Genomic DNA, 25,264 nt, shown 5'->3' on the forward strand with positions numbered 1-25,264 from the left:
GGGGGAGAGGGATCAGCCGGCCGCGAGGTTCTTCAGGGCCTCGCGCCGGCTGAGGCCGCTGATGCCGACATGGTCGACGTAGCGGCGGACGGCCCGGGGGTCGGTCTTGGCGTATTCGCGCAGGGCCCAGCCGATCGCCTTGCGCGCGAAGAAGTCGTTGTCGGACAGGCTCGGCTCGATGCAGGCGTAGAGCAGACCGGTGTCGGTGGCGGTCTTGAACCTGTTCTGGCAGAGGATGGCCGTGCGGCGCTTCCACAGGTCGCCGTCGCGGGCCCACTCCAGCATGAGCGGACGCATGGTGTCGGGGAAGGCCGCCAGAAGGCCGCCGACGCGATGGACGGCGAGCTCGTCGACATAGTCCCACCAGGCCCCGGTGACGATCATCTCCTCGTACATCGGGAGGGCGGAGAGCGTCTGGAATCCCCGGTAGGGCCGGAAGCCGGTCAGCTCGATCGCGGCGTAGCGCTCCTCGCGGTATTCGGCGTCCCGCCAAAGGGAGAGCGCCGCCGCGCACCACTCGGGCGCGCTGTCGATCGGGTGCTCGGTGAAGACCCTCTTCAGCGCCGTACGGCGAGGCCCGGCCTGGACCCCGAGGAACGGCATGTCCGACTTCATGTAGGCCCGCATCATGGGGGCCTTCCCGGGATCCGCCGCCTCGGTGAGTGCGATCAACACAGCCTTGTGCAGTACGTCCAAGCTCACCCAGCGCTCCTCGTTCACATCACCGACGGCTCGTCCCTCATCGGATCCCTTCGCGGGCGTCACGCTCTCTGACTGCTCCGCTCCCCGGTCGCCAGGCCGTCGAACAGGACCGTGATGTAGTGCTCGGCGAGGCCGGTGGTGTTGAGGCGGCCGCCCGGACGGAACCAGCGGACCGCGACCCAGATGGTGTCGCGGATCATACGGTAGGTGAGCTTGGGATCCACGTCGGCGCGGAACTGGCCCACGGCCTGGCCGAGCTTGATCTGCTCGACCCACATGCGCTCGACCTCGTCCTCGGCCTTGACCAGGTAGTCGAAGCGGCCGCCGGGCAGGGAGCGCAGGTAGTTCCAGTCGTTCTGCATGACGGTGATCGCCGCGCGGTGCGGTTCGAGGGTGCCGAACCCGATGCGCACCATCTCTGAGAGGATGGCCCGGGGCTCGCCCTCCTGCTCCAGCGCGACGCGGTAGCGGCCGACGAGGTCGTCGAGGAACGTGGTCAGCACCTCGTCGACGATCGACTCCTTGGAGTCGAAGTGGTGGTAGAGGCTCCCGGACAGGATGCCCGCCTCTTCCGCGATCTCGCGGACGGTGGTCGCCTGGAAGCCCTTGCGGGCGAAAAGCTCGGCGGCGAGCTTGACGAGATGGTCGCGGCGCTCGGAGGCGGAGCCGGATGAGGCCGCGCGCTTCGTCACCTGGCGCTTGACCGGGGTGGTGGTCGCGCCGCCGGAGTTCTTTCGCGTGTTCACGTCCCCCATTATGAGCCCTTGCGCAATCGCTTGTTCACGTGAACGTGCCAGCTCACCCCAGTCTTTCAGCGCGGCCAAGCGCTTGATATATCCCGGTCGGCCGGGAACTCCGGCCTTCGGCGGTGAGATCACGGCCGGCGCGTGGATAACGTGGCCTCGATGAGGCGGAAGGCGGTAGTGGCCAAGGACGTCCTGCTGTGGGCGGTCCTGTGCCTGCCCCTGCTCTGGGGCGCCCTCACCTCCTTCCTCGCCGACGGATACACCTGGTGGGAGGTGGGCGCGGGGGCGGCCGCCATCGGAGTGGCGGTGACACTCGGCCGGTCCCGTCCGCTGCCGGCGATGCTCGTCACCGCGGCGCTGTGGCTGCTCGCGGTCGTCATCGGCAAGGCGACGGCGTTCTTCCCGGCGATGGCGGCCATGAGCTACCTGGCGGGGGTCCGGACGGTGCGGGCCCGGCCCGCGGCGTCCGCGCTGGGCGCGACCGCCGCCGCGGCCGTGGTCGCCGTTCCGGTGCTGCGCTGGGACGCCGGGAGCTGGTTCGTCGCGGTCACCGGGATCGTGCTGTTCGAGGTCGTCCCCTGGCTGGCCGGACGTGCCCGGCATCAGCACCTGGAGCTGGTCCGTGCGGGCTGGGAGCGCGCCGAGCACCTGGAGCGCGAGCAGCGCATCCTCACCGAGCAGGTCCGGCTGCGGGAACGGGCCCGTATCGCGGGGGACATGCACGACCTGCTCGGCCACGAGCTGAGCCTGGTCGCGCTCCGGATCGGCGGACTGGAGGTGGCCCCCGGTCTCGACGAGCGCTACCGCGAGGCCGCCGGCGAGGCCCGCTCGGCGGTCACCGCCGCGTCCGACCGCCTCCGGGAGATCGTCGAGGTGCTCCGGGACGACTCCGATCCCGAGCCGGACCGGCGAGACGTAGCGGAGCTGGTGGGACGGGCCCGGGCCGCCGGAATGCGGGTCGAGCTGCACGGCGGGGAGGACGACGTACGGCTTCCGCCGATGGCGGAGCGGGCGCTCAGGCGGGTGGTGCAGGAAGGGCTGACCAATGCCGCGAAGCACGCGCCGGGCGTCCCGGTGGTGATCCGGCTCGACCGTTCGGCGGGCGAGACCGTGGTGACCGTGTCCAACGGCGCGCCGCCCGCCGCGCCGGCGGGCGGCCACGATCCGGCACCCGCCCGTCCTCCGGCCGGAGGGTACGGCCTGGCCGGGCTGACCGAGCGGGTACGCCTGTGCGGCGGGTCCCTCCACGCGGCGCGTCAGGACGGGGGATTCGAACTGGAGGCCACGCTGCCCCATACCCCGGGCCCCGTCAGGCAGGCCCCGCTGCTGTCCCCGTCCGCCGTCCACCTGCGGGAGGCACGGCGGCGGGTGCGCCGTACGCGCGTGACCGCGATCGCCGCGGCCCTGGTCGCCGGTGCGGGGGCGACGGCGGCCGTACTCGGCTTCATGACGTACGACGCCGTCACCTCCGTCCTGTCGCCGGCCGACTTCGGGCGGCTGCGGGTGGGCCAGTCGGAGCCCGCGGTCGGGGCGGTGCTGCCGGCCAGGACCCGGATCGACGGACCGGCGGCGGGAGAGCCTCCGGTGCCCGCCGGGGCCGGATGCCGTTACTACGGCACGCGCCCGGACCCCTTCGACGCGCTGAGCCGTGAGCTGTACCGGCTGTGCTTCGCGGACGGCCGGTTGGCGAGCAAGGATTTCCTGCCGGCGGACCGGGTTCCGTAGAGTCGGGCGACAGCTCGGGGGGAGGACATCGTGGTCCGTGTCGTACTGGCCGATGACGAGGCCGTGGTCCGTGCGGGGGTGCGGATGATCCTGTCGGCCGACCCGGAGATCGAGGTGGTGGCCGAGGCCGCGGACGGACGGGTCCTGGTCGAGCTGGTCCGTGCGCACCGGCCGGACGTCGCGCTGGTCGACATCCGGATGCCGGAGCTCGACGGGCTGGCCGCGGTTCCCGAGCTCCGCCGCGTCGCCCCCGGCACCGCGGTGCTGATCATGACCACCTTCGGCGCGGACGCCCACATCGCCCGGGCGCTCGGCGACGGCGCCGCCGGGTTCCTGCTCAAGACCGGGGACCCGCGCGAGTTCCTGCTGGGGGTGCGGGCGGTGGCCGACGGGGCCGCGTACCTGTCGCCCCGGGTGGCCTCACGAGTGATCGACGAGCTCACCGGCGACAGGCTCGGCAGAAGGACCGTCGCCCTCGACCGGATCGGCGTGCTCACCAAGCGTGAGCGGGAGGTCCTCGGCCTGGTCGGCGCGGGCCTGTCCAATGCGGAGATCGCCCGCCGCCTGCACCTCGTCGAGGGCAGCGTCAAAACGTACGTGAGCACGATCCTGGGGCGGCTCGGTGTGCGCAACCGCGTGCAGGCGGCCGTCCTCGCCCATGAGGCCGGGCTGGCCGTACGGCCCTGACGCGGGCCGGGTCCCCGGGCGGGCGCCCGGCCCCGCCCGTTCCGGCCCCGCCCCTCGCCTACCGCCGATCGCCGCCGGCGCCCGCCACCAGCGGCCGCAGGGTGGCGTGCTCCCGCACTCTCCGCACCAGCCAGGTCGCCGGTGCGACCAGGGTCAGGACGACCAGCGGCGCCACGACCGCACCGAGCAGCAGGCCCGCCAGGATGTCGTGCGGGAAGTGGACGCCGACGAAGACGCGGGAGAAGGCTCCCAGCGCCGCCAGGACCGGCACGTAGAGCAGCGTGTGGCGCCAGGCGACGGCCAGCGCCACCGCCGTGGCGCCGGCGAGGGTCGCGTGGTTGCTGGGCAGTGACCAGTCCCCGTACTCCGGGCACCCGGCGATGGTGACGACGCCGTGGACCAGGCGGCAGGGCCGGTCGATCCGCAGCGTGTTCTTGACGATCTCACTGACCAGGTAGGACATCACCATCGCGACGGGCGCGAGGAGCGCCAGCGCCATGGTCCTGTCGTCTCCGCGCCGAGCCCGCCACCACGCGCCCAGGAAGAGGGCAGCGAAGATCAGCAGCACGGCCTCCGTGCCGATCTCGGCCAGATCCTGGAACCAGGGCGGGGTGGTCCGGGCGAACTCGGTGATCTCCCGATACCACTCGGCGCTGATGTCGGGGACGTCCTCGATCTCGTTGTGCACGCTTCCTCCGCGTCGTTTCCGGTATGTCCTACGACCGTAGGGAGCGGGAGGGGCGGCGGACCGTCACCGAACGTCGCCGGTCGCCCTTGACGAAAGTCAATGGCGGCGGCGCCCGGAGGAGGGACGGCGGAGTCCGTCCGCGGTCGCGGAAGAGACCGCGCGGTCTCGTCCTCTCGCCCTGGATCACGCCGATGTGGGACGCCGCCTCGAAGACCCATGGTCAGCCCACTAGCAATTAGGAAACTTTCCTATTAGATTTGCGCCAGGCCTCAGGGGAGCGCTTTCCTCCGGAGGTGCCCACACAACGTTGTTGTCTGCGTGTCTTCGGCAAGGGATGCCGGTCGGCTGTCAGGCGAGGAGGGTGCATGAAGCACGGCCCAGAGCTGCTCCGCCTGGCGGACACGGTCGTCCTGCCGGGGTTCGAGGGAAAGGCGCCACCTGACTGGCTCCGCCGGCGGCTGGCCGACGGCCTGGCCGGAGTGGTGCTCTTCTCCAGGAACATCGCCGGCCCGTCCCAGGCGGCCGACCTGACGGCCGCGCTCCGGGCGGAGAACCCCCAGGTCCTCGTCGGCATCGACGAGGAGTCGGGAGAGGTCACGCGCCTGGAGGCGGTGGCGGGGAGCACCCGGCCGGGGAGTTACGCCCTCGGGGTCGTCGACGACCTCGAACTGACCGAGGAGATCGCCCGCGACCTCGGCCGCGACCTCGCCCTGGCGGGGGTCAACCTCGACTTCGCCCCCTCCGCGGACGTGAACTCCAACCCAGACAACCCGGTCATCGGCCTGCGTTCCTTCGGCGCCGACCCCGAACTGGTCGCCCGGCACACCGCCGCCTGGATCCGGGGACTGCAGTCGACCGGCGTCGCGGCCTGCGCCAAACACTTCCCCGGCCACGGTGACACCTCCGTCGACTCCCACCACGGCGTCCCGCTGGTCGCGTCAGGCACCGAGGAGCTCCACGAGGTGGCGCTGCGCCCCTTCCGCGCGGCCATCGCCGAAGGCGTGCGCACGGTCATGACCGGGCACCTCCTGGTCCCCGCCTACGACGCCGACATGCCCGCCACGCTCAGCGGCCGGGTGCTGCACGACCTGCTCCGGGCCGAGTTGGGCTTCGAGGGCGTCATCATCACCGACGGCATCGAGATGACGGCCGTCTCCGGCCCCTACGGCATCGGCGGCGCCGCGGCGCTGGCCGTCGCCGGGGGCGCCGACGCGATCTGCGTGGGCGGCGAGCACGCCGACGAGCACACCGCGACCGCCGTCCGCGACGCCATCGTGGACGCCGTGATCGAGGGCCGGCTCCCCGAGGAGCGGTTGGCGGACGCGGCCGACCGGGTCCGCGACCTCGCCATCTGGAGTGCGCCCGCCGTACACCACCGCCCCGCGCCCGTCCACCCCGGCGACGTCGCGATCGGCCTGACCGCGGCCCGGCGGGCCCTGCGGATCACCCGCCGCTCCGCGACGGCGGTCCTGCCGCTGCCCGCCCCGCCACATGTCGTCGAGCTGGCCCCGGAGATGAACCTCGCCATCGAGAAGAGCACTCCCTGGGGGGTCGGGGAGCCGCTCGGCAAGCTCCTCCCCGGCACCACGGTGACCCGCCTGGAGGCCGCGGCCACCACCGGCGGCGCGGTCGAGGCCGTTCTGGCCGCCGCCGTCGACCGCCCCCTGGTCGCCGTCGTGCGCGACGCCCACCGCCACCCCTGGCAGACCGGCGCCCTGAACCACCTCCTGGCCGCCCGTCCGGACACCGTCGTGGTCGAGATGGGCCTGCCCGGCCGCTCCGACCTCGGCGCCGTCCACATCGCCACCCACGGGTCCGCCCGGGTCTGCGGCCAGGCCGCCGCCGAGGTCCTCGCCGGAGACGCCCGGCTCTGACACCGTTCGCTGATGAAAAGCTGGACGGTTCGCCACCCCGTACGGCTCCCGCTCGTCCGTGTCGCGCCCCTGCCGGAGTTCTGGACGGGCCGCGGTTTTGCGCGGGCGAGCGGGTGACGACTCCGGAAGTAGGCCGTTCTGTCGGCCGGGACTGCTTGAATCGCGTGATGGACGTGGCGCGGCTGCTCGCGGACGAGCGGGAGATAACCGGAGTGGACCTCACCGAGGTCTCGATCACCGAGCACCTGGTCGAGGACGGTCCTCCCTACGTCTTCAGGGACTGTGATCTCTCCAAGGCGGAGTTCACCGGCGCGAGCCTGGTGCGGGCCTCGTTCGAGGGATGCGTGCTGGAGGGGGCGGACTTCCGGCACGCCGACCTGGACGGAGTGGGCTTCTCCGGAGGCGGGGGGGCGGGGATGCGCTTCGGCCACGCGGAGATGATCGACGCGGTCTTCACCGACGTCGACCTCGCCGGAGCGGTCTTCGAGGGCGCGTTGCTCACCGACGCGTCCTTCACCGGCTGCCGCATGGTCGGCGCGGTGCTTTCCGGGTGCCGGGGCACCGGATACCGGTTCACCGGCTGCAACCTCATGCTGGCCGACCTGGTCGGCTGCTCGCTGCGCGGTGCCCGCCTCGAGGGTGTGCGCCTGGATGAGGCCAACCTCTCCGGCGTCGACTTCACCAAGGCGGTGTTCACCGAGTGCCGCATGATCGGTGCCCGGACCGTCGAGACGGTCTTCTCCAAGGCCGACCTCCGCGGGGCCGACCTCGGCACGGTCGACGACACCCGGCTCCGCTCGCTCCGCGGTGCGGTCCTCAGCTCCGCCCAGGCGGCCGCGATCCTCGCCGAGCGAGGTCTGACCGTCATCTAGGCTCCCACCAGCCCATCCCAAAAACGGACATACTTCGTAAAGGAGCTCCCCTGATTCGGTGACAACGTCAGGTGCGTCTCAGCGCCACCATCGCTGGACGACCTCCACGAGCTCGTAGCCCGGGGGCGGACAGCCCGGCTTGGACGTGCGGACGTCGTCGAAGTACGGCTTGTGCAGGAACGACAGAACCCGGCAGCGCAGCCATGACTCCTCGTCCGCCGATCCAACGGCCCGAGCATCACGCACAGCCTCTTTGTGGCTGGTGTTTGAGATAGGGGTCCGGGGCTCACCGGGCGATGCGGGCCGGCAGGCCGACCCGGCGGCTTCGGGCCGCTGTGCGCCCCGGACACCATTGACGAGTAGTTGCTGGTCAGAGGGGCGTTCATGCCCGTTTCCGTCTTGGTGGGGGTGCGGGTGCCGACCGGTGAACCGGAACGGTGAAACGGTCCCCGGCCGGCGTCTGACCTACACGCTGACCTAATAAAGGGACGAAAGGCGTGCTATTTCGTCATCCGAGAGCCGCAGTGCGCCGGCGGCCACGTTGGCAGCCAGGTGTTCCGGGTTGCCGGTGCCGGGGATGGCCAGCACATGTGGCCCCTGGTGGAGCGTCCACGCCAGCCGGACCTGCGCAGGCGTTACATCGTGTGCGCGTGCGGCGGCGAGCACTGTTTCGCTGTCGGTTGCGCTCGCGCCTGCCTCACGCCCAGCACCGGCGATCGCGAAGAACGGCACAAAGGCGACGCCCTGCTCGCCGCAGGCCTGCAAGAACGCCTGTTCCTCGGCTGACGCGCCGACACCGTAGGCGTTCTGCACGCAGACCACCGGCGCGATGGCCTGGGCCTCCGCCAGATGCTCGGGTGTGGCATTGGATATTCCCAGGTGGCGAATGAGCCCGGCATCGCGCAGGTCAGCGAGTGCGCCGAAATGCTCGGCAATCGAGCCGGTTTTCCGACTTGGGGGGACACGTAGGTTCACGACGTCCAGGTGGTCACGGCCCAACTGGCGCAGGTTCTCCTCGACCTGGCCGCGCAACTGCTCTGGCGTGGCCCACCACCATCCGCCCGACGGATCCCGGCCCGGCCAGACCTTGGTAGCAATGACCAGGTCGTCCGGGTACGGCGCCAGCGCCCGGCTGATTAGCTCATTGGCGGAGCGCAACGACGAGAAGTAGAACGCGGCAGTGTCGATGTGATTGACGCCCAGTTCGACCGCGCGCCGGAGCACGTTGATCGACCGTTCGCGGTCGCTCGGCCTGCCCAGGTCGAAAGCGGCACCGCCCGTGAGGCGCATCGCGCCGAACCCGACGCGATTGACCGTCAGGTCGCCGAGCTTCCAGGTACCCGCGGCCGCCGCGGTGTTGGTGTGCGAGGTAATGATCTGCCGCGCTCCCTCCGGGACGGCAAACGAGATCCAGACGTCGGGTGGCAGTTCCGGCCGGTCCGGTACAGGCCTGCGTTCCTCGGTCCAAGCGCGGCCGGCGACCTCGGTTGCGACTCGGCGCCAGAAATGTACTGCGGCTGGATTGTGATCCTGGAAGGCGACCTCCCACGGGCCCGGGTGCTGGGCGAGGACTTCTCGGACGGCACGCAGTCCGATGCCCGCTCTTCGCGCCCCGCGCGCAACGAAGAAGCTGTTCAGTACGCGGGTCGGGCCAGTCAAGCCGCGGACGACGGCAAAACCGACAGGCCGCTCGCCGCTTGTCACCAGGTAGGGCGCCCAGTCGGCATCGGCGAACGCCGCTTGGAGCCGGTCGCTCCGGAAGGTTCCGTCCGAGTTGGGCAGGACACCGCGGAATTCGGACAGGTCGTGGCGGAACATCAGCCAAAGACGCTCCACAACGGGGCGATCGGCGACCTGCGCGAGGCGCACACATATGTCTGGCATGAATCTCCTCGGTGAGAACGACGGATGGCGGGGACTGCATGTCCGGGTCACTGGTCAGGACCGCAGTCTCGACAGAGGGGTCCACCTGCACCGGGGGCACGGCCATCCCGGACATGAAAAAAGCCTCCTCGGCGGATGGGAATCCGCACCAAGAAGGCCTAAGTGATGACGGACATCTTATCAGGTCCCTGAGCCCGGGTAGGGCGTCAAGGATGCGGGCGCGGGGGCCGGGCAGGTGGTTGTTCATGTCGAGTTCGAACCGGCCGTACAGGTTCAGGTGGGTCCAGAACAGCGCGGACAGGCCACGACGGTCGGGCACCTCTGCCGTTCAAGATCAGTCTCAGGTGCGTCCAGTAGAGATAGGTGGTTGATCGAAATGAGTGGTTAACGACTGATCTCGTAAGCTCGTCGTCGCTTGCCGGTGCGAGTCCGGTCCGGGTAGTCGTCAGGGAGCCCGGTAGCAGGCTGGCGGCTCCGTCTGGAAACGGTCGGAGTCGAAGCCCAGCGTCAAGCGTCCCTTGGGGGCGTGCAACTGTGCGGTCCGCAGCATGAAGCGAAGCCTGCCGCGTCGTTAGATCTCTCACCCGGTGACGGGTGGGGCGAGGGGATGCCGAGCCCGGCTGAGAAGGGCGAAGGCCATGGAAGCGGTGAAGATCCTGAAGATGCAGCCGTGAAGGATCCCCCGGCGTAGAGGGCGTGGAACGTACAGATAGTGGCGGCGGGAACTGGAGAGGCCCTCCCCGGCCCGGTGACCTGCGCAGTCGTGTTGCCGGAGCGTGGTGTCCCATAACCGATGACCTCGGGAAGTGGATCACTGGCCGGGTGGGCGTCGGAGGGGGCCGTAGTACCGCTTGAGCCGATCGGACAACAGAACCGGCGGTGAGGGAAGGGCCCCTACTTCGTCGACGCGTGCTGATGCAGACGCCCCAGATGATGCCGGGGCAGATGGAGGTGCCCGGTGAGTGCCGCTATGTCGGCTGGTCCCACCGCCCTGGTGAAGGCTCCCTTGGACAAGGTGCGTGCCCTGCAGCACACGCTCTACCGGACGGCCAAGGCCGATCCCGGACGACGGTTTCACGCGCTCATGGACAAGGTCCTGCGCAGGGACGTTCTGTGGCGTGGGTGGGCCGCGGTGCGCGCCAACAACGGCGCACCCGGCATCGACCGGACCACTCTGGACCAGATCGAACACGAGTACGGAGCAGTCCGGCTTGTGGACGAGCCGGCCGCCGAGCTGAGGGAGGGCCGGTACCGTCCGCTGCCCGCGCGCGGGGTAATGATCCCCAAACCGGGACGGGCGGATGAATACCGTCCGCTTTCCATCTCGACGGTTCGGGACCGGGTCGTGCAGGCCGCGTTGAAGATCGTGCTTGAGCCGGTGTTCGAGGCGGACTTCGCGACGTGCAGCTTCGGGTTCCGGCCGAAACGGTCGGCGCACGACGCGCTTCAAGTCGTCATCGATGAGGCTTGGCGGGGCCGCCGGTGGGTGGTCGAGACGGATATCGCCAACTGCTTTTCGGCGATTCCGCATGATCGGTTGATGCAAGCGATCGAGGAACGCGTGTGTGACCAGTCCGTCCTGAAGCTGATCCGGCAGATCCTGCGAGCCGGTGTCATGCAGGACGGACAGGTCCGGCGTGAGGTGACCGGAACCGCCCAGGGCGGTCCGATCTCGCCGCTGCTCTGCAACGTCTACCTGCACCGGATCGACCGGGCATGGGACGAACGCGAGCACGGTGTGATCATCCGGTTCGCCGACGATCGTGCGCCACGAACGCTGATGGAGGTTGTGATGTAGAAGATCGCGAGCTTCGGATGCGGTGCTGTGCTGGTGATGGAGGTAGGTCCTCCGGGATCGCTCACGCAGGGGGAGGTCCCAAACCACCGCGAGTTGCTGCGGCTCAATGGCCGTGGTGGTGAGCGTCGCGGAAAAGGCGCACGAGATGCGTCAGGTGTGAGCCGAGAAGGCGAACGAGAGTGAACCACTGATGAAACGTCGAAAGCGTAGCGGCGTCATCGAAACCGGGGTCCAGTTGTTGCCCCGGGATGAGCCTGGCGGGTGCCTGCTTGCTGGCCAGGTGGTGACCGGCGTCAAGGTGGCGCGAGTTCGGCTTGGGCGCCAGTACGGAACGTGGGAACCTGCCGTCTCAGCGGTGTCGGGCGCGTGTTGGAGCGTCCGGCCGAAGGGAGTACCCCAAGCAGCGGACACTGCAAGGGGCCGAGTACCGGGGCGAGGCGGAGGGACGGACCGGCTCGTAGTAGTGCAGAAGCGCCGTAATGGGCGTGGAGCGAAGGGGCCGGGTCGCCCGGAGTCGCTTGGTGGTCAACCGGCTGGTCATCCGATCGGGCCGGGAGGAGCCAGGTGAGCGAACTCAGGCAGCAGGACAAGCCGTTTCAGATCGACAAGTGGAAGGTCTGGGAAGCGTTTCAGAGAGTCAAGGCCAACAAGGGGGCGGCGGGGGTCGATGAGGAGTCGATCGCGCAGTTCGAGGCCGATCGGGACCGGAATCTGTATCGGATCTGGAACCGGTTGTCCTCAGGCTCGTACTTCCCGCCGCCGGTGAAAGCGGTGGAGATCCCCAAGCCGCAAGGGCGAGGGGTGCGGGTGCTGGGCGTGCCGACCGTGGCCGACCGGGTGGCCCAGACGGTGGTGCGGATGTATCTGGAGCCGAAGGTCGAACCGATCTTCCATCCGGATTCCTACGGCTATCGGCCGGGCAAGTCGGCGCTGGATGCGGTTGGGGCGTGCCGGGTGCGGTGCTGGCGGAAGGATTGGGTGATCGACATGGACATCCGGGCCTTCTTCGACACCGTGCCGCATGACCTGGTGCTCAAGGCCGTCGCCAAGCACCTTTCACCGGATCAGCGGTGGATCCTGTTGTATGTCCAGCGGTGGTTGACCGCTCCGATGCAACGGCAGGATGGCACCCTGGTCGCCCGAGATCGCGGGACCCCGCAGGGGTCGGCGATTTCACCTTTGCTGGCTAACCTGTTCATGCATTACGCGTTCGACGCCTGGCTGGCCCGGGAATTTCCGGCGCTTGGTTTCGAGCGTTACTGCGATGACGCGGTGGTGCACTGCGGCAGCCGCCGGCAGGCCGAATACGTGCGAGACGCGATTGCAATGAGGTAATCCCAGCAGGCAAAACGGGATGGTCCTGCGCGAAGCGGCCGAGATGTAGAGGTGCCGTCGTTCGCCTGACATGACCGTGGAGTCCCCGATAGAAGCGGATTGTTCACGATCCGTAATCTCCGAAGGACTCCACGTGATTTCCTATCGTGCCATCCTCGACGTCCCACGGGAGCTGGTTTCCTATCTCTCCAAGCTGCTGGGTCGCGAACGACGCGTGCGCGGCACCCGCAAGGGCACCAGGAAGCGAACCACCTGGTGGCAGGCGGTATTCGGTCTGGTGTGGTTCCGCAACGGCGGCGACATCCCCAACCTCGGCCGAGGCTTCGGCCTGTCCCGCTCCACCTCCTACCGCTACCTGGACGAAGTCATCGATGTCCTGGCAGAGCAGGCACCCGAACTGAAGGACGCACTGGAGCGGGCCCGCGACGACGGACTGCCTCACCTGATCATCGACGGCACCTTGACGAGCATCGACCGGGTCGGCGAGAAGAAGACCAGCGTGAAGGGCAAGGAGATCGACGCGTGGTACTCCGGCAAGGCCCGCGCTTTCGCCGCCAACCTCCAAGCCCTCATGCAGCCCGGCGGCTTCCCGATCTGGATATCCGGAGCGTTTCCCGGCTCCACCCACGACATCACCGCAGCGCGAGAACAGGTTCTCGATGCCATCCGCCCCTATCTCAGGGACATGCCGCTGCTGGCCGACTCGGGCTACGAAGGCGCAGGCATCGGCATCTACGTCCCGGTCAAGCAGCCCGCCGACGGACGGGACCTGGACGTTGACACCCGTACCAGAAACGCGCTTCTCCGTTCTCTGCGCTGCCTGGGAGAACGTGGCTTCGCGCTCTTGGAGCAACGCTGGCGGACGCTTCAGCACATCACGCTCAGCCCCAGCCGAGTCGGCGATATCGCCAAGGCCGCTCTCGTTCTCACCCACATCGAGTACGGCAAGATCACGTGAAAGTCGTTGGGATTACTTCAATGCGTCTGGCGCAGGTCGGCCTGGAGTTGCATCCGGACAAGACATGCATCATCTACTGCAAGGACGCCGACCGGACGGGCTCGCACGAGCACACCCGGTTCACGTTCTTGGGCTATGAGTTCCGGCCCCGGCTGGCCAAGAACAAGCACGGCAAGCACTTCGTGTCGTTCTTGCCCGCGGTCAGCACGCAGGCGATGAAGGCGATGGGAGCGGTGATCCGCTCCTGGCATCTGTCCCGGCGCAGTGACAAGTCTCTGGACGACCTTGCCCGCATGTTCAACAGCATCGTGCAGGGGTGGATCAACTATTACGGGCGCTTCTACCGGTCCCGGTTGCTCTCCTTCCTCCGGCATCTCAACAAGCTCCTGGTGGGCTGGGCGTGCCGGAAATACAAACGGCTCAAACGCCGGGAACGGCGCGCGATGGCCTGGCTGGCCGAGATCGCCCGGCGATCTCCCCGCCTGTTCGCGCACTGGCGTCTCGGCGCTCGTCCTGACGGCTGGGCGATGGGAGCCGGATAAGCCGAGAGGTTTAAGTCCGGTTCTGCGAGAGGCCGGGGGTGCGATTCCCCCGGCCTACTCTCCTGCTGGTGATGTGCAGATCCCGGCAGCAGGCCGAGGCCGCGCTCGCGCGCCTGCGGGAGCTGCTGGCCGAACTCGGCCTGGAGCCGAAGGAGGCCAAGACGGCCATCATCCACCTGGAGGAAGGAGGCCCCGGTTTTGACTTCCTGGGCTTCCGTCACCGGATGGTGCGCTCTCGCGGGAGGCGCGGAGGCAGAGGGGTGCGGTTCCTGGCTCGCTGGCCCGCAGACAAGGCGATGGCACACGCCCGCGACCGGATCCGGGAACTCACCCACCGGTCCCGGCTGTGGATGTCGGTCGAAGCGGTCGTGCAGGAGGTGAACGCCTTCCTGCGCGGGTGGGCGACGTACTTCAAGTACGGCCACTCCACGATCCGCATCGGCAAGATCAGGCACTACGCGATCCAACGGCTGGCGATCTTTATCGGGAAGCGACACAAACGCGGACGGCGCTTCGGCATCGACGTGGTCGCCTACCGCTCGCCGGACCAGTGCGGCCTGATCAAGCTGTCTGGAATCGTCGTCCCGCCCAGAGCCGGCAAGCCCTGGCGGGAAAAGCTGAATACCGGCGGTGAACGGCGTCGGTGAGCTGGGTGCGGGAGAACCGCACGCCCAGTTCGATGCGGCGGGAGCTGGAAACGGAGTGACCTGACCACGGACACCAGGGAGAGCACAGCCGACCGGGAAACCGGCGGAAGACAGGCCCTGGGCCCTACCGTCAACCATGATCACCACCGCGCCAGCTCCCGACCCTACCGCCAACGGCTGCACCGATGTTCCCCAAGGCGCGGTACGGCCACATCGACTTCCTCGGCCGTTACGCCTTCACCCCGCCGGACGCGTTCGGCCGCACCCGCACCGTGGTCAAGCAAAACTGGGGGCATAGGTTGATAAGTGGAACCGAGGCCCATTGGCATACAGCGGCAAATGATGCGGGTGCTCGGGTGCGGCATGTCCGCGAGGCCGGATGAGAAGCGGACGGCGACCGGTCGGGGCCGCATGAGCAGCGGAATGTGTAATGTGCACAGTGCTCTGTTGCTACTTACGTATAGGACATCAAGTGAGCACTTCCGCGGCTTATGTGACCTTCGTCGATCCGGACGGGGTCGACGACGAGAAGGAGATCGCCCTCGCGGCCTGGGCCGAGGCCGGGATCACCGGGCACATCGTGCGCTGGGACGATCCCGAGATCGACTGGGCCGCGTTCGACGCCGTCGTGGTCCGCACCCCCTGGGACTACGTGGGCCGGCGCGCGGAGTTCCTCGACTGGACGCGCCGTGTCGAGTCCGTCACCCGGCTGCTCAACCCGGCTGCCGTGCTGGAGCGTAACACCGACAAGACCTACCTGCGCGCCCTCGACGACCTGGCCATCCCCACCTACTGGGTCGCGCCGGGCGAGGCCGTGGACTTCCCGGACCTTCAGGAGTATGTGGTCAAGCCCTCGGTGTCGTCCGGGGCACGCGACACGATCAGGACCGTTGACCGGGGGAAGGCCGAGGCACACGCGGCCCAGCTGGCCGCCGAGGGGCGGACCGCGATGATCCAGCCGTATCTGGACATGGTCGAGGCCGAGGGCGAGACCTCGCTGCTCTACTTCGGCGGCCGGTTCAGCCACGCCATCCGGCGTATCCCGATGCTCGTCGAGAACGCCACCGGGCTGGACGAGGAGAACAGCAGGGGTGGGCTCCGCGACCCCGAGCCCGACCAGCTCGCCCTGGCCGAGCGGGTGCTGGCCGAGTTCCCCGAGGTCCTCTACGCCCGCGTGGACCTGGTCCGCCTGCCCGACGGCACCCCGGTCCTCATCGAACTGGAGCTCACCGAGCCCTACCTGTTCCTGCGCTACGCGCCCGACGGGGCAGCCAACCTGGCCCGCGCGCTGGCCGAGGCGCTCTGAGATCCCATCACGCCTGAGATCACACGTGTGCCTGACGCCTCGCACGGCTGACACCACGCGAGCCTGACGGGTCTCACCGGGACCTGACACGCCCGTACGGCGTGCGCTCCATCACGGAGACGCACGCCGTACGGGCCACTGCGGCCGGGGCGACCGCTTACTGCGGCAGGACCACCGCGAGGGGGGAGACACCGGAGGTGCGCAGCGCACCCGGCAGTCTGCCCGCCCAGGGGTGCTCGTGCAGGTCCAGGCCGCCGGGGTTGGCGACGACGAACCGGACCGCGCCGCCGGCGCCGGCCTGCTCGGTCCAGGCGGCGCCGAAGCCCTTCAGCACGTCACGGACCCTGTCCCGGCCGGAGGCGGGGACGGTGACGCGGATCGGCGACTCCCGGTCAGGGATGGCCGCCGCGGATCGCGAGACGTCGGGCGCGGGGACGAGCGTCCGTGCCCGCGAGGAGGGCAGGTCGGCGGTGATCGCATTGGCGACGATCTTCGCCGTGCCGTCCGTGAAGGCACGGAAGTTCGGCTCGGCGGCGAACAGCACCGCGTGACCGCCGCCCACCGGCTCGTCCACCACGGAGGCCGTCCCGCCGAGCTCCCCGGCGCCCAGCGCGAAGCCGGACAGGTACCAGTCGGGCGAGTCCGCCGCCGGGTAGGACGCGACCACCTGCGAGGGGTCGGCGGCCCGCATCACCAGGTCGTAGGCGTAGAACTGCATGACGCTCGGCCCGACGTCCTTGCTCAGCGGGCCTTCGGCCACGGTGGTCCGGAAGAGCGAGCCGGGCACGTCCGAGGTCGGTTCGGCCAGCGTAGCGCCGGAGATCCCCGTCAGGACGGCCAGCTGGGTGCCGCCGGACCAGCCGACGTACCGCCCGCCTGAGGAGACCCAGTTCTTCAGCGCGCCGCGGCCGGCCTCGCCGAGAGCGGTGTTGGCCGCGTTGGCCGAGCCGTCCGGCACCAGCAGCACGTCGACGTCGTCCAGCTTGCCCGCGGCGACGTCGGCCGGCACGAGCACCTTGTAGGGCAGCTTCCAGTCGCGGTCCAGGCGGTGACGGAGCCAGCCGCTGGACTCGCCGGCGTTCTGCGCCGCGCCGCCCGACATCTGCAGCACACCGATCCGGTGCGAGGTGGTGAGCCGGGCCGAGGGGGCGTCCACCGGCCCGACCGGGGTCGCGGCGGGCAGCAGCACCTGGCCGGATGAGCCGCCGGAGACGTTGCCCAGCAGCGGCAGGCTCCAGGCCGTCACGTCGTAGAAGTAGGGGAACGGGGTGTAGGTGTCCTCGTTCAGCATGGCCTGGATCCAGTGCTTCTGACCTTGGGCCAGCGGGATCCAGTAGGTGCCCTTGGGCAGGGTGGTGCTCGTCTCGGGCCTGCCGTACGCCTTGAAGTCCTTGACCGTCAGCGGCCGGGCCAGCTTGAACACCTGGACGTCCATGCGCTGCAGGCGGCGCACGACGAGGTCGGTCTCGGCCTTCTTGGCGGGGTCGTCGGCGCGCAGGAAGTAGTGGCGCACCTTCCGGTCGGGCACCTGGGTGATGACGTCGTTGCCCGGGTTGTAGACCTGGTTCGGCTCCAGCCTGCCGTCGAGCCCCTGCTTCAGGGCGTCGGCGTACATCTGGTGCCAGGTGGTGAGGATCTCGGTCTTCTTGGCCGCCGCGGCCGACAGGGAGACCCACTGGGTGAGGCCCTGCTCGAAGGTCCGGGTGGCGATCGGTGAGGCGTTGCCCTTCTCGTAGGTCATGCCCGCCGCGTTGAATCCGGTCGTCGGGACCGTGTCGCCGTAGCCCATGTAGAACATGTCGTAGACGTCGCGGTTGAAGAACGGGATCCCGCGCCTGGTGAACTCGCCGATCATCGCGGCGCCGTAGGTGTTGTTGATCCAGTCGACGGTCGGCTCGGCGATGTCGTGGTAGATCGGGTCGGCGTTGGGCGGGAAGAAGAATTCGGTGCCGCCCATCTCGTGGGCGTCGATGAAGAGCTGCGGCGGATACTTGCGCATCAGCTCGATCTTGCCGTCGGTCTCCGGCTGGGTGCGGGCGAACCAGTCCCGGTTCATGTCGAAGGAGTAGGCGTTACGCCGGGTGTCGGCCTCGCGGCCGTCGGGGTTCTGCGTGGGCAGGATCACCACGACGGCGTTGTCCAGGATGCGGTTCGCCGCGCAGTCGTCCCGCCCGGCCAGGTCGTAGAGGGTCTTCAGGGCGGCGTCGGTGCCGCTCTCCTCGCCGCCGTGCACGTTTCCGGCGATCCAGAGGATCGCGGGTGTGTTCCTGGCGAGGACCTTCGCCGCGGGGGCGGGGGTGAGCGGGTTGCGCAGCAGCTTGATCGAGGCCTCGATCGCGCGCAGGTTGCGGAGGTTGCGCGGAGTGCCGACGATCGCGTACTTCAGCGCCCGCCCCTCGGCGCTGGTGGCCAGGGTGCCGGAGACGACGCGGTCGCTGGCCCGGTCGACGGCGGTCAGCAGTGTGTCGGACTCGGCCGTGGTGACCTCGCGTTCGCCGAGGTCGAAGCCGAGCACGCTCTTGGGCGTGGGCACCTTGCCGTGGTATTCGGGGGTGGTCTGGGTGGCGTCGCAGGTGGCGGCGGGGGATGTCACCGGGGTGGGTTCCGCCTGGGCGGCCCCGGCGGGGAGGGCGATGGCGATGGCGACGATGGCCGGCGCGATCACTTTGGAGCGGTTCACCATGTGATTACGGTGTCATCTGTGATGAATGACGACAAGATATGAAATTTTACACTTATGTTACGGATGGGGCATTTGGTGATATCCGTGGGTGAAAATACCGTCGTGTCCTACAGAAATGCTCTCGCCTGCTACCCATGACCGGCGGAGATGCCGCCGTCCACCGGGATGACCGTCCCGGTCAGGTAGGCGCCGGCCCGCGACGACAGGAAGATCGCGGTCCCGGCCATGTCCTCGGGGCGGCCGATCCGGCCCAGTGGCACGTGGGACTCGATCGCCGAGCGGCTCGCCGGGTCGTCGAGCGCGAAGGCCATCATCTTCGACTCGAACGGGCCGGGCGCGATGGCGTTGACCGTGATCGCCTCCTTGGCCAGCCGCTGGGACAGGTGCCGGGTCAGCATGTGCACGGCCGCCTTGGCCGCCGAGTAGGCGTAGTTCTCCATCGCGGGCACCCGGATGCCGTCGATCGACCCGATGGTGATCACTCTGGCCGGGTCGTCGGGGCTCGCGGCGGCGCGCAACAGCGGCAGGAACCGCTGGGTCAGGAAGAACACGCCCTTGACGTTGATCCCCCAGAGCTTGTCGAAGGCGTGCTCCGGATACTCGGCAAGGGGCGCGCCCCAGGCCGCCCCGGCATTGTTGACCAGCACGTCCAGCCGTGACTCCCGTGCCGAGACCGCCTCCACGAGCGTGCGGACGCCCTCTTCGGTGGACAGGTCGGCCGGTACGGCGAAGCAGCCCAGTTCGGCCGCGGTCTTCTCCACCTCGGCGGTTTTGCGCGAGGAGATGTAGACCGTCGCGCCGGCGTCCACGAACCCCGCCGCGATCATCCGGCCGATCCCGCGTGAGCCTCCGGTGACGACGACCGTCTTGCCTTCCACCGAGAACAGAGTCATGTTCCGCAGCATGCCGCACCCCGGGAGAGTTCGTCCATACCGGGCGGTCGGTTGAAGAATAATGCCGATTAAGGAAACGGGAATGAAACAATCCTCCACCGCTCGTTGACATGCGGTATCCCTATGGTGTGCCTTCGTCTACAACGGTTCATCGGTACGAAGATGGGGCACCACCATGACGAGAATGGGCGCGCGGCTGGCCGCGCTTGGCCTGACGCTGTTGCTGGCGATACTCCCGGCGACCCAGGCAATGGCCAGGCAGGCGCCCGAGCCGGGCAAGAAGATCGTGCGGCTGGGCGTGACGCAGGCCGTGGACTCGATGAGCCCGTTCCTGGCGGTCCGCCTGGTCTCGTCGTCGATCCACCGCTGGACGTACAGCTACCTGACGGTGCCCGACCCCAAGACCCTGCAGCCGAGCCCCGACCTGGCCGAGTCGTGGACGACGTCGGACGACAAGCTCACCTGGACCTTCAAGATCCGCGACACGAAGTGGTCGGACGGCCGGCCCGTCACCGCGCAGGACGCCGCGTGGACCTTCAACACGATCATGACCGTCGACGCGGCCAAGCAGGCCAACGGCCCGGCGGTCGAGAACTTCGAGAGCGTCACGGCGACCGACGACCGGACCCTGGTCATCAAGACCAAGAAGCCGCAGGCCTCGATGCTGGACAACCCGATCCCGATCGTGCCCAAGCACGTCTGGGAGAAGGTCGGCGACATCGGCAAGTTCGAGAACGACGTCTACCCGGCCGTCGGCAGCGGCCCCTTCATCGCGGTCGAACACAAGAAGGACGCCTACGTCAAGCTCAAGGCCAACCCCGGCTACTGGCGGGGCGCTCCCAAGATCGACGAGCTGCACGTCATCTTCTACCAGAACCCCGAGGCCGCCATCGCCGGCCTGAAGAAGGGCGACATCGACCTGATCGGCCGCCTGGACGCCGCCCAGTTCCAGTCTCTCGCCGGCAACCCGGACATCGTGCAGTGGAACACCCCCGGTCGCCGGGCCGCCTACCTGCAGATCAACCACGGCGCGCAGACGATCGACAACAAGCCGGTCGGCGACGGCCACCCCGCCCTGAAGGACCCGAAGGTCCGTCAGGCCATCCACTACGCGATCGACAAGCAGGCCCTGGTCGACCAGGTGCTGAACGGCCTGGCCGTACCGGCCGACGGGTCTGTCATCCCGCCGATGTACAAGGACTTCTTCTGGCAGGCCGAGGGCGACGACCTCGTCACCCACGACGTCGCCAAGGCCAACCAGATCCTTGACGACGCCGGCTACGAGAAGGGCCCCGACGGCGTCCGCACGATGCCCGACGGCAAGCGCAAGCTGGAGATGCGCTTCAGCATCCACACCGACACCCCGGTGGAGGAGAAGCTCGCGCAGTACCTGACCGGCTGGTTCAAGGACATCGGCATCGCGCTGTCGACCAAGAAGCTCGAACCCAGCAAGTTCACCGAGGAGACCGGGTTCACCGGCCTGTTCGACATCGCCATCAGCGGCTGGTCGGTCAACCCCGACCCCGAGGAGATCCTGGCCACCCACCTGTGCAGCCGCAGGCCCACGGCCGGCGGCGAGGGCGGTGGCACCGAGTCGTTCTACTGCGACCCCGCCTACGAGAAGCTCTACCAGGAGCAGCTGAGCGAGCTCGACCGCACCAAGCGCGCCGACATCATCAAGCAGATGCAGAAGCGCCTCTACACCGACGCGCCGGTCATCGCCCTCTACTACCCGAACAACCTCGAGGGCTACCGCAAGGACCAGATCACCAGCATCACGTCGATGCCCGAGGAGAAGGGCATCCTGTACGGCGCGAGCGGCTACTGGCCCGTCTACTCCCTCGACGCGGTGGCCACCCCGGCCGCCGGTTCGGCCGGCGGGTCCAGCACAGGTCTCATCGTGGGCGGCGTCGCGGCCGTCGTCATCCTGGGCGCCGGAGGCTTCTTCCTGGCCCGGCGGCGCCGCTCCGTCGCGGACGACCGCGAGTAGCGCCTCCATGACAGCACCTCTCGACACCGAGCCCGCCGCCGCACCGGCGGCGGGCCCCGGCGACGAGCGCAGCGCCTATCGGGGGGTGCTGCGCTACGCGCTGGCGAAGGCCGGCGGGGCCGTGCTCAGCATCGGCATGGTCATCGTCGCGACGTTCTTCGTGTTCCGGCTGATCCCCGGCGACCCCGCCATCGCCTACACGCGCGACGTGCCGCTCAGCCCGGAGCAGCTCGACCTGCTCCGCCACCGGATGGGGCTCGACAAACCCCTGATGCAGCAGTTCCTCGACTTCGTGCTGCGGACCATCCGGCTGGACTTCGGCACCTCCTACGAGTACAAGCGCCCGGTCATCGACCTCATCGGCGAGCGGGTGGGCCCGACGATGGTGCTGGTGGGCACCGGCCTGGTCATCTCCGTCAGCCTGGGCCTGTGGCAGGGCACGAGGGCGGCGTGGAAGCACGGCAGCCGGTTCGACCGCGTCTCCACCGGGATCTCGCTCGTCCTGTGGTCGGTGCCGACGTTCTGGCTCGGCCTGCTGCTCCTGATGGTCTTCGCCGCCGGGGTGGGGCCGATCCCGGGGATCTTCCCCACCCGGGGCATGGAGGACATCGACGCGCCCGACGGGCCGCTCTACCTCCTGCACGTCGCCCACCACCTGGTGCTGCCGTGCCTCACCCTGGTCGCCGTGGTCTACGCCCAGTACCTGCTGGTGATGCGCTCCTCGCTGCTGGACGAGATCGGCCAGGACTACGTGACCACCGCCCGGGCCAAGGGGCTGCGCGACGACGAGGTACGGCGGCGCCACGCCGTCCCCAACGCGCTGCTGCCGACCGTGACGCTGGTGTTCATCAACATCGGCTTCGTCGTCGGCGGCGCGGTCTCGGTGGAGACCGTCTACTCCTGGCCGGGGCTCGGCCTGCTGTTCTACGAGGCGATCAAGGGGCCGGACTTCGCGGTCATGCAGGGGACGTTCATCGTGGTGTGCACCGCCGTGATCATCATGAACACGCTGGCCGACGTGGTCTACCGCGTCCTGGACCCGAGGGTGAGGTCGGCATGAGCACCACCGGAATCGCCTGGACCCGGCGCAGGCGCGCACTGGCGCGTTTCTGGCGCGGCTACCGCCGCCAGCGCGCCGGGCTGTACGGCGCCGCGATCCTGGTCGCGGCGGTCGTCCTGGCCCTCCTCACCCCGCTGGTCACCGACCCGCTCGGCCTGGACGTCACCAAGGCGACGGGTGCCAAGATGGGCGCCCCCAACCTGGACTTCCCGCTGGGCACCGACGAGTCGGGCCGGTCCGTCCTGCTCATGGTCCTGTGGGGCTCGCGCGTCTCGCTGCTCATCGGCTTCATGGCGGCCCTGCTCAGCATGACCATCGGCACGGTCGTCGGCATCGCGGCCGGCCACTTCCGAGGCTGGATGTCGGCCGTGCTGATGCGGATCACCGACTGGTTCCTCGTCCTGCCCTCGCTCGTGCTGGCCCTGGTGCTCGCCGCCATCCTCGGCGGCGGCACCACCACGATCATCGTGGCGATCGGGGTGACCTCCTGGGCGTCCACGGCCCGGATGATCAGGTCGCAGACGCTGTCGGTCGAGGCCAGACCGTACATCGAGCGCTCCCGGGCGCTCGGCGCCGGGCACTGGCACGTCATGACCCGCCACGTGCTGCCGAACGTCGCACCGCTGGTGCTGGCCAACACGACCCTGCAGGTGGCCCACGCCATCGTCGCCGAGTCGACCCTGGCCTTCCTCGGCGCCGACTCCGGCCAGGTGTCGTGGGGCGGTCTGTTGCGCGGCTCCTACGACTGGGGTGCCGCCACCTCCGGCGCGTGGTGGTACATCCTCGCGCCCGGCCTGTGCATCGTCGTGGTCGTCATGGCGTTCACACTCTGCGGCCGGGCGCTGGAGGCCGTACTCAACCCACGCCTGCGGGGAGTCCCCCGATGAGCCTGCTTGAACTGCGCGACGTCGCGGTGACCTACCGGGTCGCCTCGGGCGAGGTGCCCGCCGTGCGCGGGGTCTCGCTGGATCTGGAGGCGGGCCGGGCGCTCGGCGTGGCGGGGGAGTCGGGGTCGGGCAAGTCGACCCTGGCCATGGCCCTGCTGCGGCTGCTTCCCCGGGACGCCCGGGTGACCGGCGAGATCCTGCTGGACGGCGAGGACGTCCTGGCGATGAAGTGGGGACGGCTGCGCGCGGTGCGCTGGGCGTCGGCCTCGGTGGTCTTCCAGGGAGCCCAGCACGCCCTCAACCCGGTGCGCCGGATCGAGGACCAGATCGCCGAGCCGCTGCTGGTCCACGGGCTGGCCACCCCCGTCGAGGCGCGCCGGAAGGTGGCGGAGCTGCTGGAGCAGGTCGGCCTGCCCGCCTGGCGGGCCCGCAGCTATCCGCACGAGCTGTCGGGCGGGCAGCGCCAGCGCGTGATGATCGCGATGGCGCTGGCCTGCTCGCCACGTCTGATCATCGCCGACGAGCCGACGACCGCCCTGGACGTGATGATCCAGGCGCAGGTGCTCACGCTGATCCGCTCACTCATCGCCGAGCACGGCATCAGCCTGATCATGATCTCTCACGACCTGTCGGTCCTGGCCTCCATGTGCGACCGGCTGGCGGTCATGTACGCGGGCCGGATGGTGGAGTCGGGGCCCTCGCACGAGGTCTTCCGGGACGCGCGCCACCCCTACGGCAAGGCGCTGGCCGCGGCCTTCCCCACGGTCGGGGACCCCGCCTCCCGGCTGGCGCCCCGAGGTCTGGGCGGCGACCCGCCCGACCCCATGCACCTGCCGGGAGGCTGTTCCTTCCACCCCCGCTGCCCGGTGTCGCTGCCGTCGTGCGCGTCGGCGGACGTCGAGCTGTGGCCCGCGGGCGAGAGCCGTACCGCCGCCTGCGTGCACGTCCTGCCGGCGGGCGAAGAGACCGAGACTTCCGGCACCGCGGTCATGCGACCGGCGAAGGAGGACGCATGACCCTGCTCGAAGCCCGGGACCTGTGCGTGGAGTTCCCCTCACGCGGGCGACGCGCCCGCGCGGTCGACGGAGTGAACCTCCAGGTGGGCGAGGGGGAGATCGTCGCTCTGGTCGGCGAGTCCGGCTGCGGCAAGACCACGCTGGCGCGCACCCTGCTCGGCCTGGAGCGGCCCACCTCCGGGTCGGTCCTGTACGGCGGAGCCCCCCTGGCCTACTCCTCGCGAGCGCTGAAGGCCTACCGCCGCGAGGTGCAGCTCGTGCTGCAGGACCCGACCGGGTCGCTCAACCCCCGGCACACCGTCTACGAGGCGGTGGCCGAGGGGCCGCGCATCCACGGCCTGCGCGACGAGGAGGAGCGGGTCACCTCGGCGCTGTCACGCGCCGGGCTCCGCCCGCCGGAGCGGTTCCTGCACTCCTACCCGCACGAGCTGTCCGGTGGTCAGCGCCAGCGCGTCGTCATCGCCGGAGCCCTCGCGCTGGACCCCCGGGTCCTGGTCGCCGACGAGCCGGTGGCCTCACTGGACGCCTCCGTCCGCGGCGAGATCCTCGCCCTGATGCTCCGGCTCCGCGACGAGCTGGGCCTGTCAGCCCTGGTCGTCACCCACGACCTCGGCCTGGCATGGAACATCGCCGACCGCGTCGCGGTGATGTATCTCGGCAGGATCGTCGAGTCGGGGCCGGTGGAGCAGATCCTGAAGTCGCCGTCGCACCCCTACACGCAGGCACTGCTGTCGGTCCTCCCGGAGTCGACGTCGCCCGTGGTGCTGGGCGGCGAGCCGCCGGACCCGACCCGGATCCCTCAGGGCTGCCGTTTCCACCCGCGCTGCCAGGTCCTCGCCGCCGGTGCGGCCGCCGAGGCCGGGGTCGACGGGCCGTGCAGGTCACAGCAGCTTCCGGTGCTTCCCTCCGCGGCCGGCTCCCAGGTCGCCTGCCACTACGCCGCGGTGTGCCAGGGGTAGCCACCGTCCGAC

22 protein-coding genes are annotated in these 25,264 nt (G+C 69.4%); 15 read left to right on the plus strand and 7 right to left on the minus strand.

All coding sequences use genetic code 11. The annotated features are described in order from the left end of the window. Positions 1-12 precede the first annotated feature (12 nt). Both FHR32_RS23690 and FHR32_RS23695 read right to left on the minus strand, forming a co-directional pair. On the minus strand, positions 13-702 hold the full coding sequence (locus tag FHR32_RS23690) for a DNA alkylation repair protein (protein ID WP_312882678.1): 690 nt from the start codon (positions 700-702) through the stop codon (positions 13-15). A 59-nt stretch (positions 703-761) separates the two neighbouring features. Beyond that, positions 762-1,448: a TetR/AcrR family transcriptional regulator gene (locus tag FHR32_RS23695; protein ID WP_184756721.1), complete on the minus strand. Its 687-nt coding sequence runs from the start codon at positions 1,446-1,448 to the stop codon at positions 762-764. A gap of 159 nt (positions 1,449-1,607) precedes the next feature. Here FHR32_RS23695 and FHR32_RS23700 point away from each other — a divergent pair, with 159 nt between their 5' ends. Together FHR32_RS23700 and FHR32_RS23705 are read left to right on the plus strand one after the other, a co-directional pair. Next, positions 1,608-3,173, plus strand: a complete 1,566-nt coding sequence (locus tag FHR32_RS23700) for a sensor histidine kinase (RefSeq protein WP_184756722.1) — start codon at positions 1,608-1,610, stop codon at positions 3,171-3,173. A 30-nt stretch (positions 3,174-3,203) separates the two neighbouring features. Continuing rightward, positions 3,204-3,860, plus strand: a complete 657-nt coding sequence (locus FHR32_RS23705; RefSeq protein WP_184756723.1) for a response regulator — start codon at positions 3,204-3,206, stop codon at positions 3,858-3,860. A 58-nt stretch (positions 3,861-3,918) separates the two neighbouring features. Here FHR32_RS23705 and FHR32_RS44665 read toward each other — a convergent pair whose 3' ends face one another. Then, a complete protein-coding gene (locus FHR32_RS44665) occupies positions 3,919-4,548 on the minus strand; it encodes a phosphatase PAP2 family protein (RefSeq protein ID WP_184756724.1) in 630 nt (209 codons plus the stop codon). Between the two features lie 365 nt (positions 4,549-4,913). On the opposite strand from FHR32_RS44665, the gene FHR32_RS23715 reads away from it, so the two are divergent. Next, the gene (locus tag FHR32_RS23715) at positions 4,914-6,422 is read left to right on the plus strand and encodes a glycoside hydrolase family 3 protein (RefSeq protein ID WP_184756725.1); all 1,509 of its coding nucleotides are present in this window, start codon (positions 4,914-4,916) and stop codon (positions 6,420-6,422) included. A gap of 167 nt (positions 6,423-6,589) precedes the next feature. After that, on the plus strand, positions 6,590-7,294 hold the full coding sequence (locus FHR32_RS23720) for a pentapeptide repeat-containing protein (RefSeq protein WP_184756726.1): 705 nt from the start codon (positions 6,590-6,592) through the stop codon (positions 7,292-7,294). Positions 7,295-7,372: 78 nt separating this feature from the next. On the opposite strand, the gene FHR32_RS23725 is transcribed toward FHR32_RS23720, so the two are convergent. Both FHR32_RS23725 and FHR32_RS44670 read right to left on the minus strand, forming a co-directional pair. Then, positions 7,373-7,540 carry a hypothetical protein gene (locus FHR32_RS23725; protein ID WP_184756727.1) on the minus strand — a complete coding sequence of 56 codons (168 nt, stop codon included), beginning with the start codon at positions 7,538-7,540 and terminating at the stop codon, positions 7,373-7,375. A gap of 231 nt (positions 7,541-7,771) precedes the next feature. Further along, positions 7,772-9,163, minus strand: a complete 1,392-nt coding sequence (locus FHR32_RS44670; RefSeq protein WP_184756728.1) for an aldo/keto reductase — start codon at positions 9,161-9,163, stop codon at positions 7,772-7,774. Between the two features lie 973 nt (positions 9,164-10,136). On the opposite strand from FHR32_RS44670, the gene FHR32_RS46765 reads away from it, so the two are divergent. From FHR32_RS46765 to FHR32_RS23760, 6 genes are all read left to right on the plus strand, one after another. After that, positions 10,137-10,976 carry a reverse transcriptase domain-containing protein gene (locus FHR32_RS46765; protein ID WP_221466179.1) on the plus strand — a complete coding sequence of 280 codons (840 nt, stop codon included), beginning with the start codon at positions 10,137-10,139 and terminating at the stop codon, positions 10,974-10,976. Positions 10,977-11,540: 564 nt separating this feature from the next. Beyond that, complete coding sequence (locus FHR32_RS23740; RefSeq protein WP_184756729.1) at positions 11,541-12,311, plus strand: group II intron reverse transcriptase/maturase; 771 nt, start codon at positions 11,541-11,543, stop codon at positions 12,309-12,311. A gap of 133 nt (positions 12,312-12,444) precedes the next feature. Then, the gene (locus FHR32_RS23745; protein WP_184752317.1) at positions 12,445-13,269 is read left to right on the plus strand and encodes a transposase family protein; all 825 of its coding nucleotides are present in this window, start codon (positions 12,445-12,447) and stop codon (positions 13,267-13,269) included. 20 nt (positions 13,270-13,289) lie between these two features. Continuing rightward, positions 13,290-13,811 (plus strand): group II intron maturase-specific domain-containing protein, encoded by a 522-nt coding sequence (locus FHR32_RS23750; RefSeq protein ID WP_184756730.1) that lies wholly within the window; start codon positions 13,290-13,292, stop codon positions 13,809-13,811. Between the two features lie 71 nt (positions 13,812-13,882). Beyond that, complete coding sequence (locus FHR32_RS44680; protein ID WP_184756731.1) at positions 13,883-14,458, plus strand: group II intron maturase-specific domain-containing protein; 576 nt, start codon at positions 13,883-13,885, stop codon at positions 14,456-14,458. Positions 14,459-14,930: 472 nt separating this feature from the next. Then, a complete protein-coding gene (locus tag FHR32_RS23760) occupies positions 14,931-15,764 on the plus strand; it encodes an ATP-grasp domain-containing protein (RefSeq protein WP_184756732.1) in 834 nt (277 codons plus the stop codon). Between the two features lie 157 nt (positions 15,765-15,921). Here FHR32_RS23760 and FHR32_RS23765 read toward each other — a convergent pair whose 3' ends face one another. Next, positions 15,922-18,447 (minus strand): M14 family zinc carboxypeptidase, encoded by a 2,526-nt coding sequence (locus FHR32_RS23765; RefSeq protein WP_184756733.1) that lies wholly within the window; start codon positions 18,445-18,447, stop codon positions 15,922-15,924. Between the two features lie 128 nt (positions 18,448-18,575). Then, on the minus strand, positions 18,576-19,340 hold the full coding sequence (locus FHR32_RS23770; protein WP_246467386.1) for an SDR family oxidoreductase: 765 nt from the start codon (positions 19,338-19,340) through the stop codon (positions 18,576-18,578). A gap of 175 nt (positions 19,341-19,515) precedes the next feature. On the opposite strand from FHR32_RS23770, the gene FHR32_RS23775 reads away from it, so the two are divergent. From FHR32_RS23775 to FHR32_RS23795, 5 genes are read left to right on the plus strand one after another with little or no spacing between them, the layout of a single operon-like run. Then, a complete protein-coding gene (locus FHR32_RS23775) occupies positions 19,516-21,330 on the plus strand; it encodes an ABC transporter substrate-binding protein (protein ID WP_184756735.1) in 1,815 nt (604 codons plus the stop codon). Between the two features lie 7 nt (positions 21,331-21,337). Next, positions 21,338-22,390 carry an ABC transporter permease gene (locus FHR32_RS23780; RefSeq protein WP_184756736.1) on the plus strand — a complete coding sequence of 351 codons (1,053 nt, stop codon included), beginning with the start codon at positions 21,338-21,340 and terminating at the stop codon, positions 22,388-22,390. Next, positions 22,387-23,277: an ABC transporter permease gene (locus tag FHR32_RS23785; RefSeq protein ID WP_184756737.1), complete on the plus strand. Its 891-nt coding sequence runs from the start codon at positions 22,387-22,389 to the stop codon at positions 23,275-23,277. Before FHR32_RS23780 ends, FHR32_RS23785 begins: the two co-directional genes overlap by 4 nt. Then, positions 23,274-24,293, plus strand: a complete 1,020-nt coding sequence (locus FHR32_RS23790; RefSeq protein ID WP_184756738.1) for an ABC transporter ATP-binding protein — start codon at positions 23,274-23,276, stop codon at positions 24,291-24,293. Before FHR32_RS23785 ends, FHR32_RS23790 begins: the two co-directional genes overlap by 4 nt. Continuing rightward, positions 24,290-25,252 (plus strand): ABC transporter ATP-binding protein, encoded by a 963-nt coding sequence (locus FHR32_RS23795; RefSeq protein ID WP_184756739.1) that lies wholly within the window; start codon positions 24,290-24,292, stop codon positions 25,250-25,252. The genes FHR32_RS23790 and FHR32_RS23795 overlap by 4 nt, the downstream gene beginning before the upstream one ends. Positions 25,253-25,264 lie beyond the last annotated feature (12 nt).

The organism is Streptosporangium album (genome assembly GCF_014203795.1).
Taxonomy (GTDB): Bacteria; Actinomycetota; Actinomycetes; order Streptosporangiales; family Streptosporangiaceae; genus Streptosporangium; species Streptosporangium album.

Excerpts from the sequence above, each read along its gene's own strand:
- FHR32_RS23790 (WP_184756738.1), top strand. The coding sequence starts at position 23,274 with ATGAGCCTGCTTGAACTGCGCGACGTCGCGGTGACCTACCGGGTCGCC.
- FHR32_RS23715 (WP_184756725.1), top strand. The coding sequence starts at position 4,914 with ATGAAGCACGGCCCAGAGCTGCTCCGCCTGGCGGACACGGTCGTCCTG.
- FHR32_RS23765 (WP_184756733.1), bottom strand. The coding sequence starts at position 18,447 with ATGGTGAACCGCTCCAAAGTGATCGCGCCGGCCATCGTCGCCATCGCC.
- FHR32_RS44680 (WP_184756731.1), top strand. The coding sequence starts at position 13,883 with ATGTGCAGATCCCGGCAGCAGGCCGAGGCCGCGCTCGCGCGCCTGCGG.
- FHR32_RS23770 (WP_246467386.1), bottom strand. The coding sequence starts at position 19,340 with ATGACTCTGTTCTCGGTGGAAGGCAAGACGGTCGTCGTCACCGGAGGC.
- FHR32_RS23775 (WP_184756735.1), top strand. The coding sequence starts at position 19,516 with ATGACGAGAATGGGCGCGCGGCTGGCCGCGCTTGGCCTGACGCTGTTG.
- FHR32_RS23780 (WP_184756736.1), top strand. The coding sequence starts at position 21,338 with ATGACAGCACCTCTCGACACCGAGCCCGCCGCCGCACCGGCGGCGGGC.
- FHR32_RS23795 (WP_184756739.1), top strand. The coding sequence starts at position 24,290 with ATGACCCTGCTCGAAGCCCGGGACCTGTGCGTGGAGTTCCCCTCACGC.
- FHR32_RS23720 (WP_184756726.1), top strand. The coding sequence starts at position 6,590 with ATGGACGTGGCGCGGCTGCTCGCGGACGAGCGGGAGATAACCGGAGTG.
- FHR32_RS23750 (WP_184756730.1), top strand. The coding sequence starts at position 13,290 with ATGCGTCTGGCGCAGGTCGGCCTGGAGTTGCATCCGGACAAGACATGC.
- FHR32_RS23785 (WP_184756737.1), top strand. The coding sequence starts at position 22,387 with ATGAGCACCACCGGAATCGCCTGGACCCGGCGCAGGCGCGCACTGGCG.
- FHR32_RS23700 (WP_184756722.1), top strand. The coding sequence starts at position 1,608 with ATGAGGCGGAAGGCGGTAGTGGCCAAGGACGTCCTGCTGTGGGCGGTC.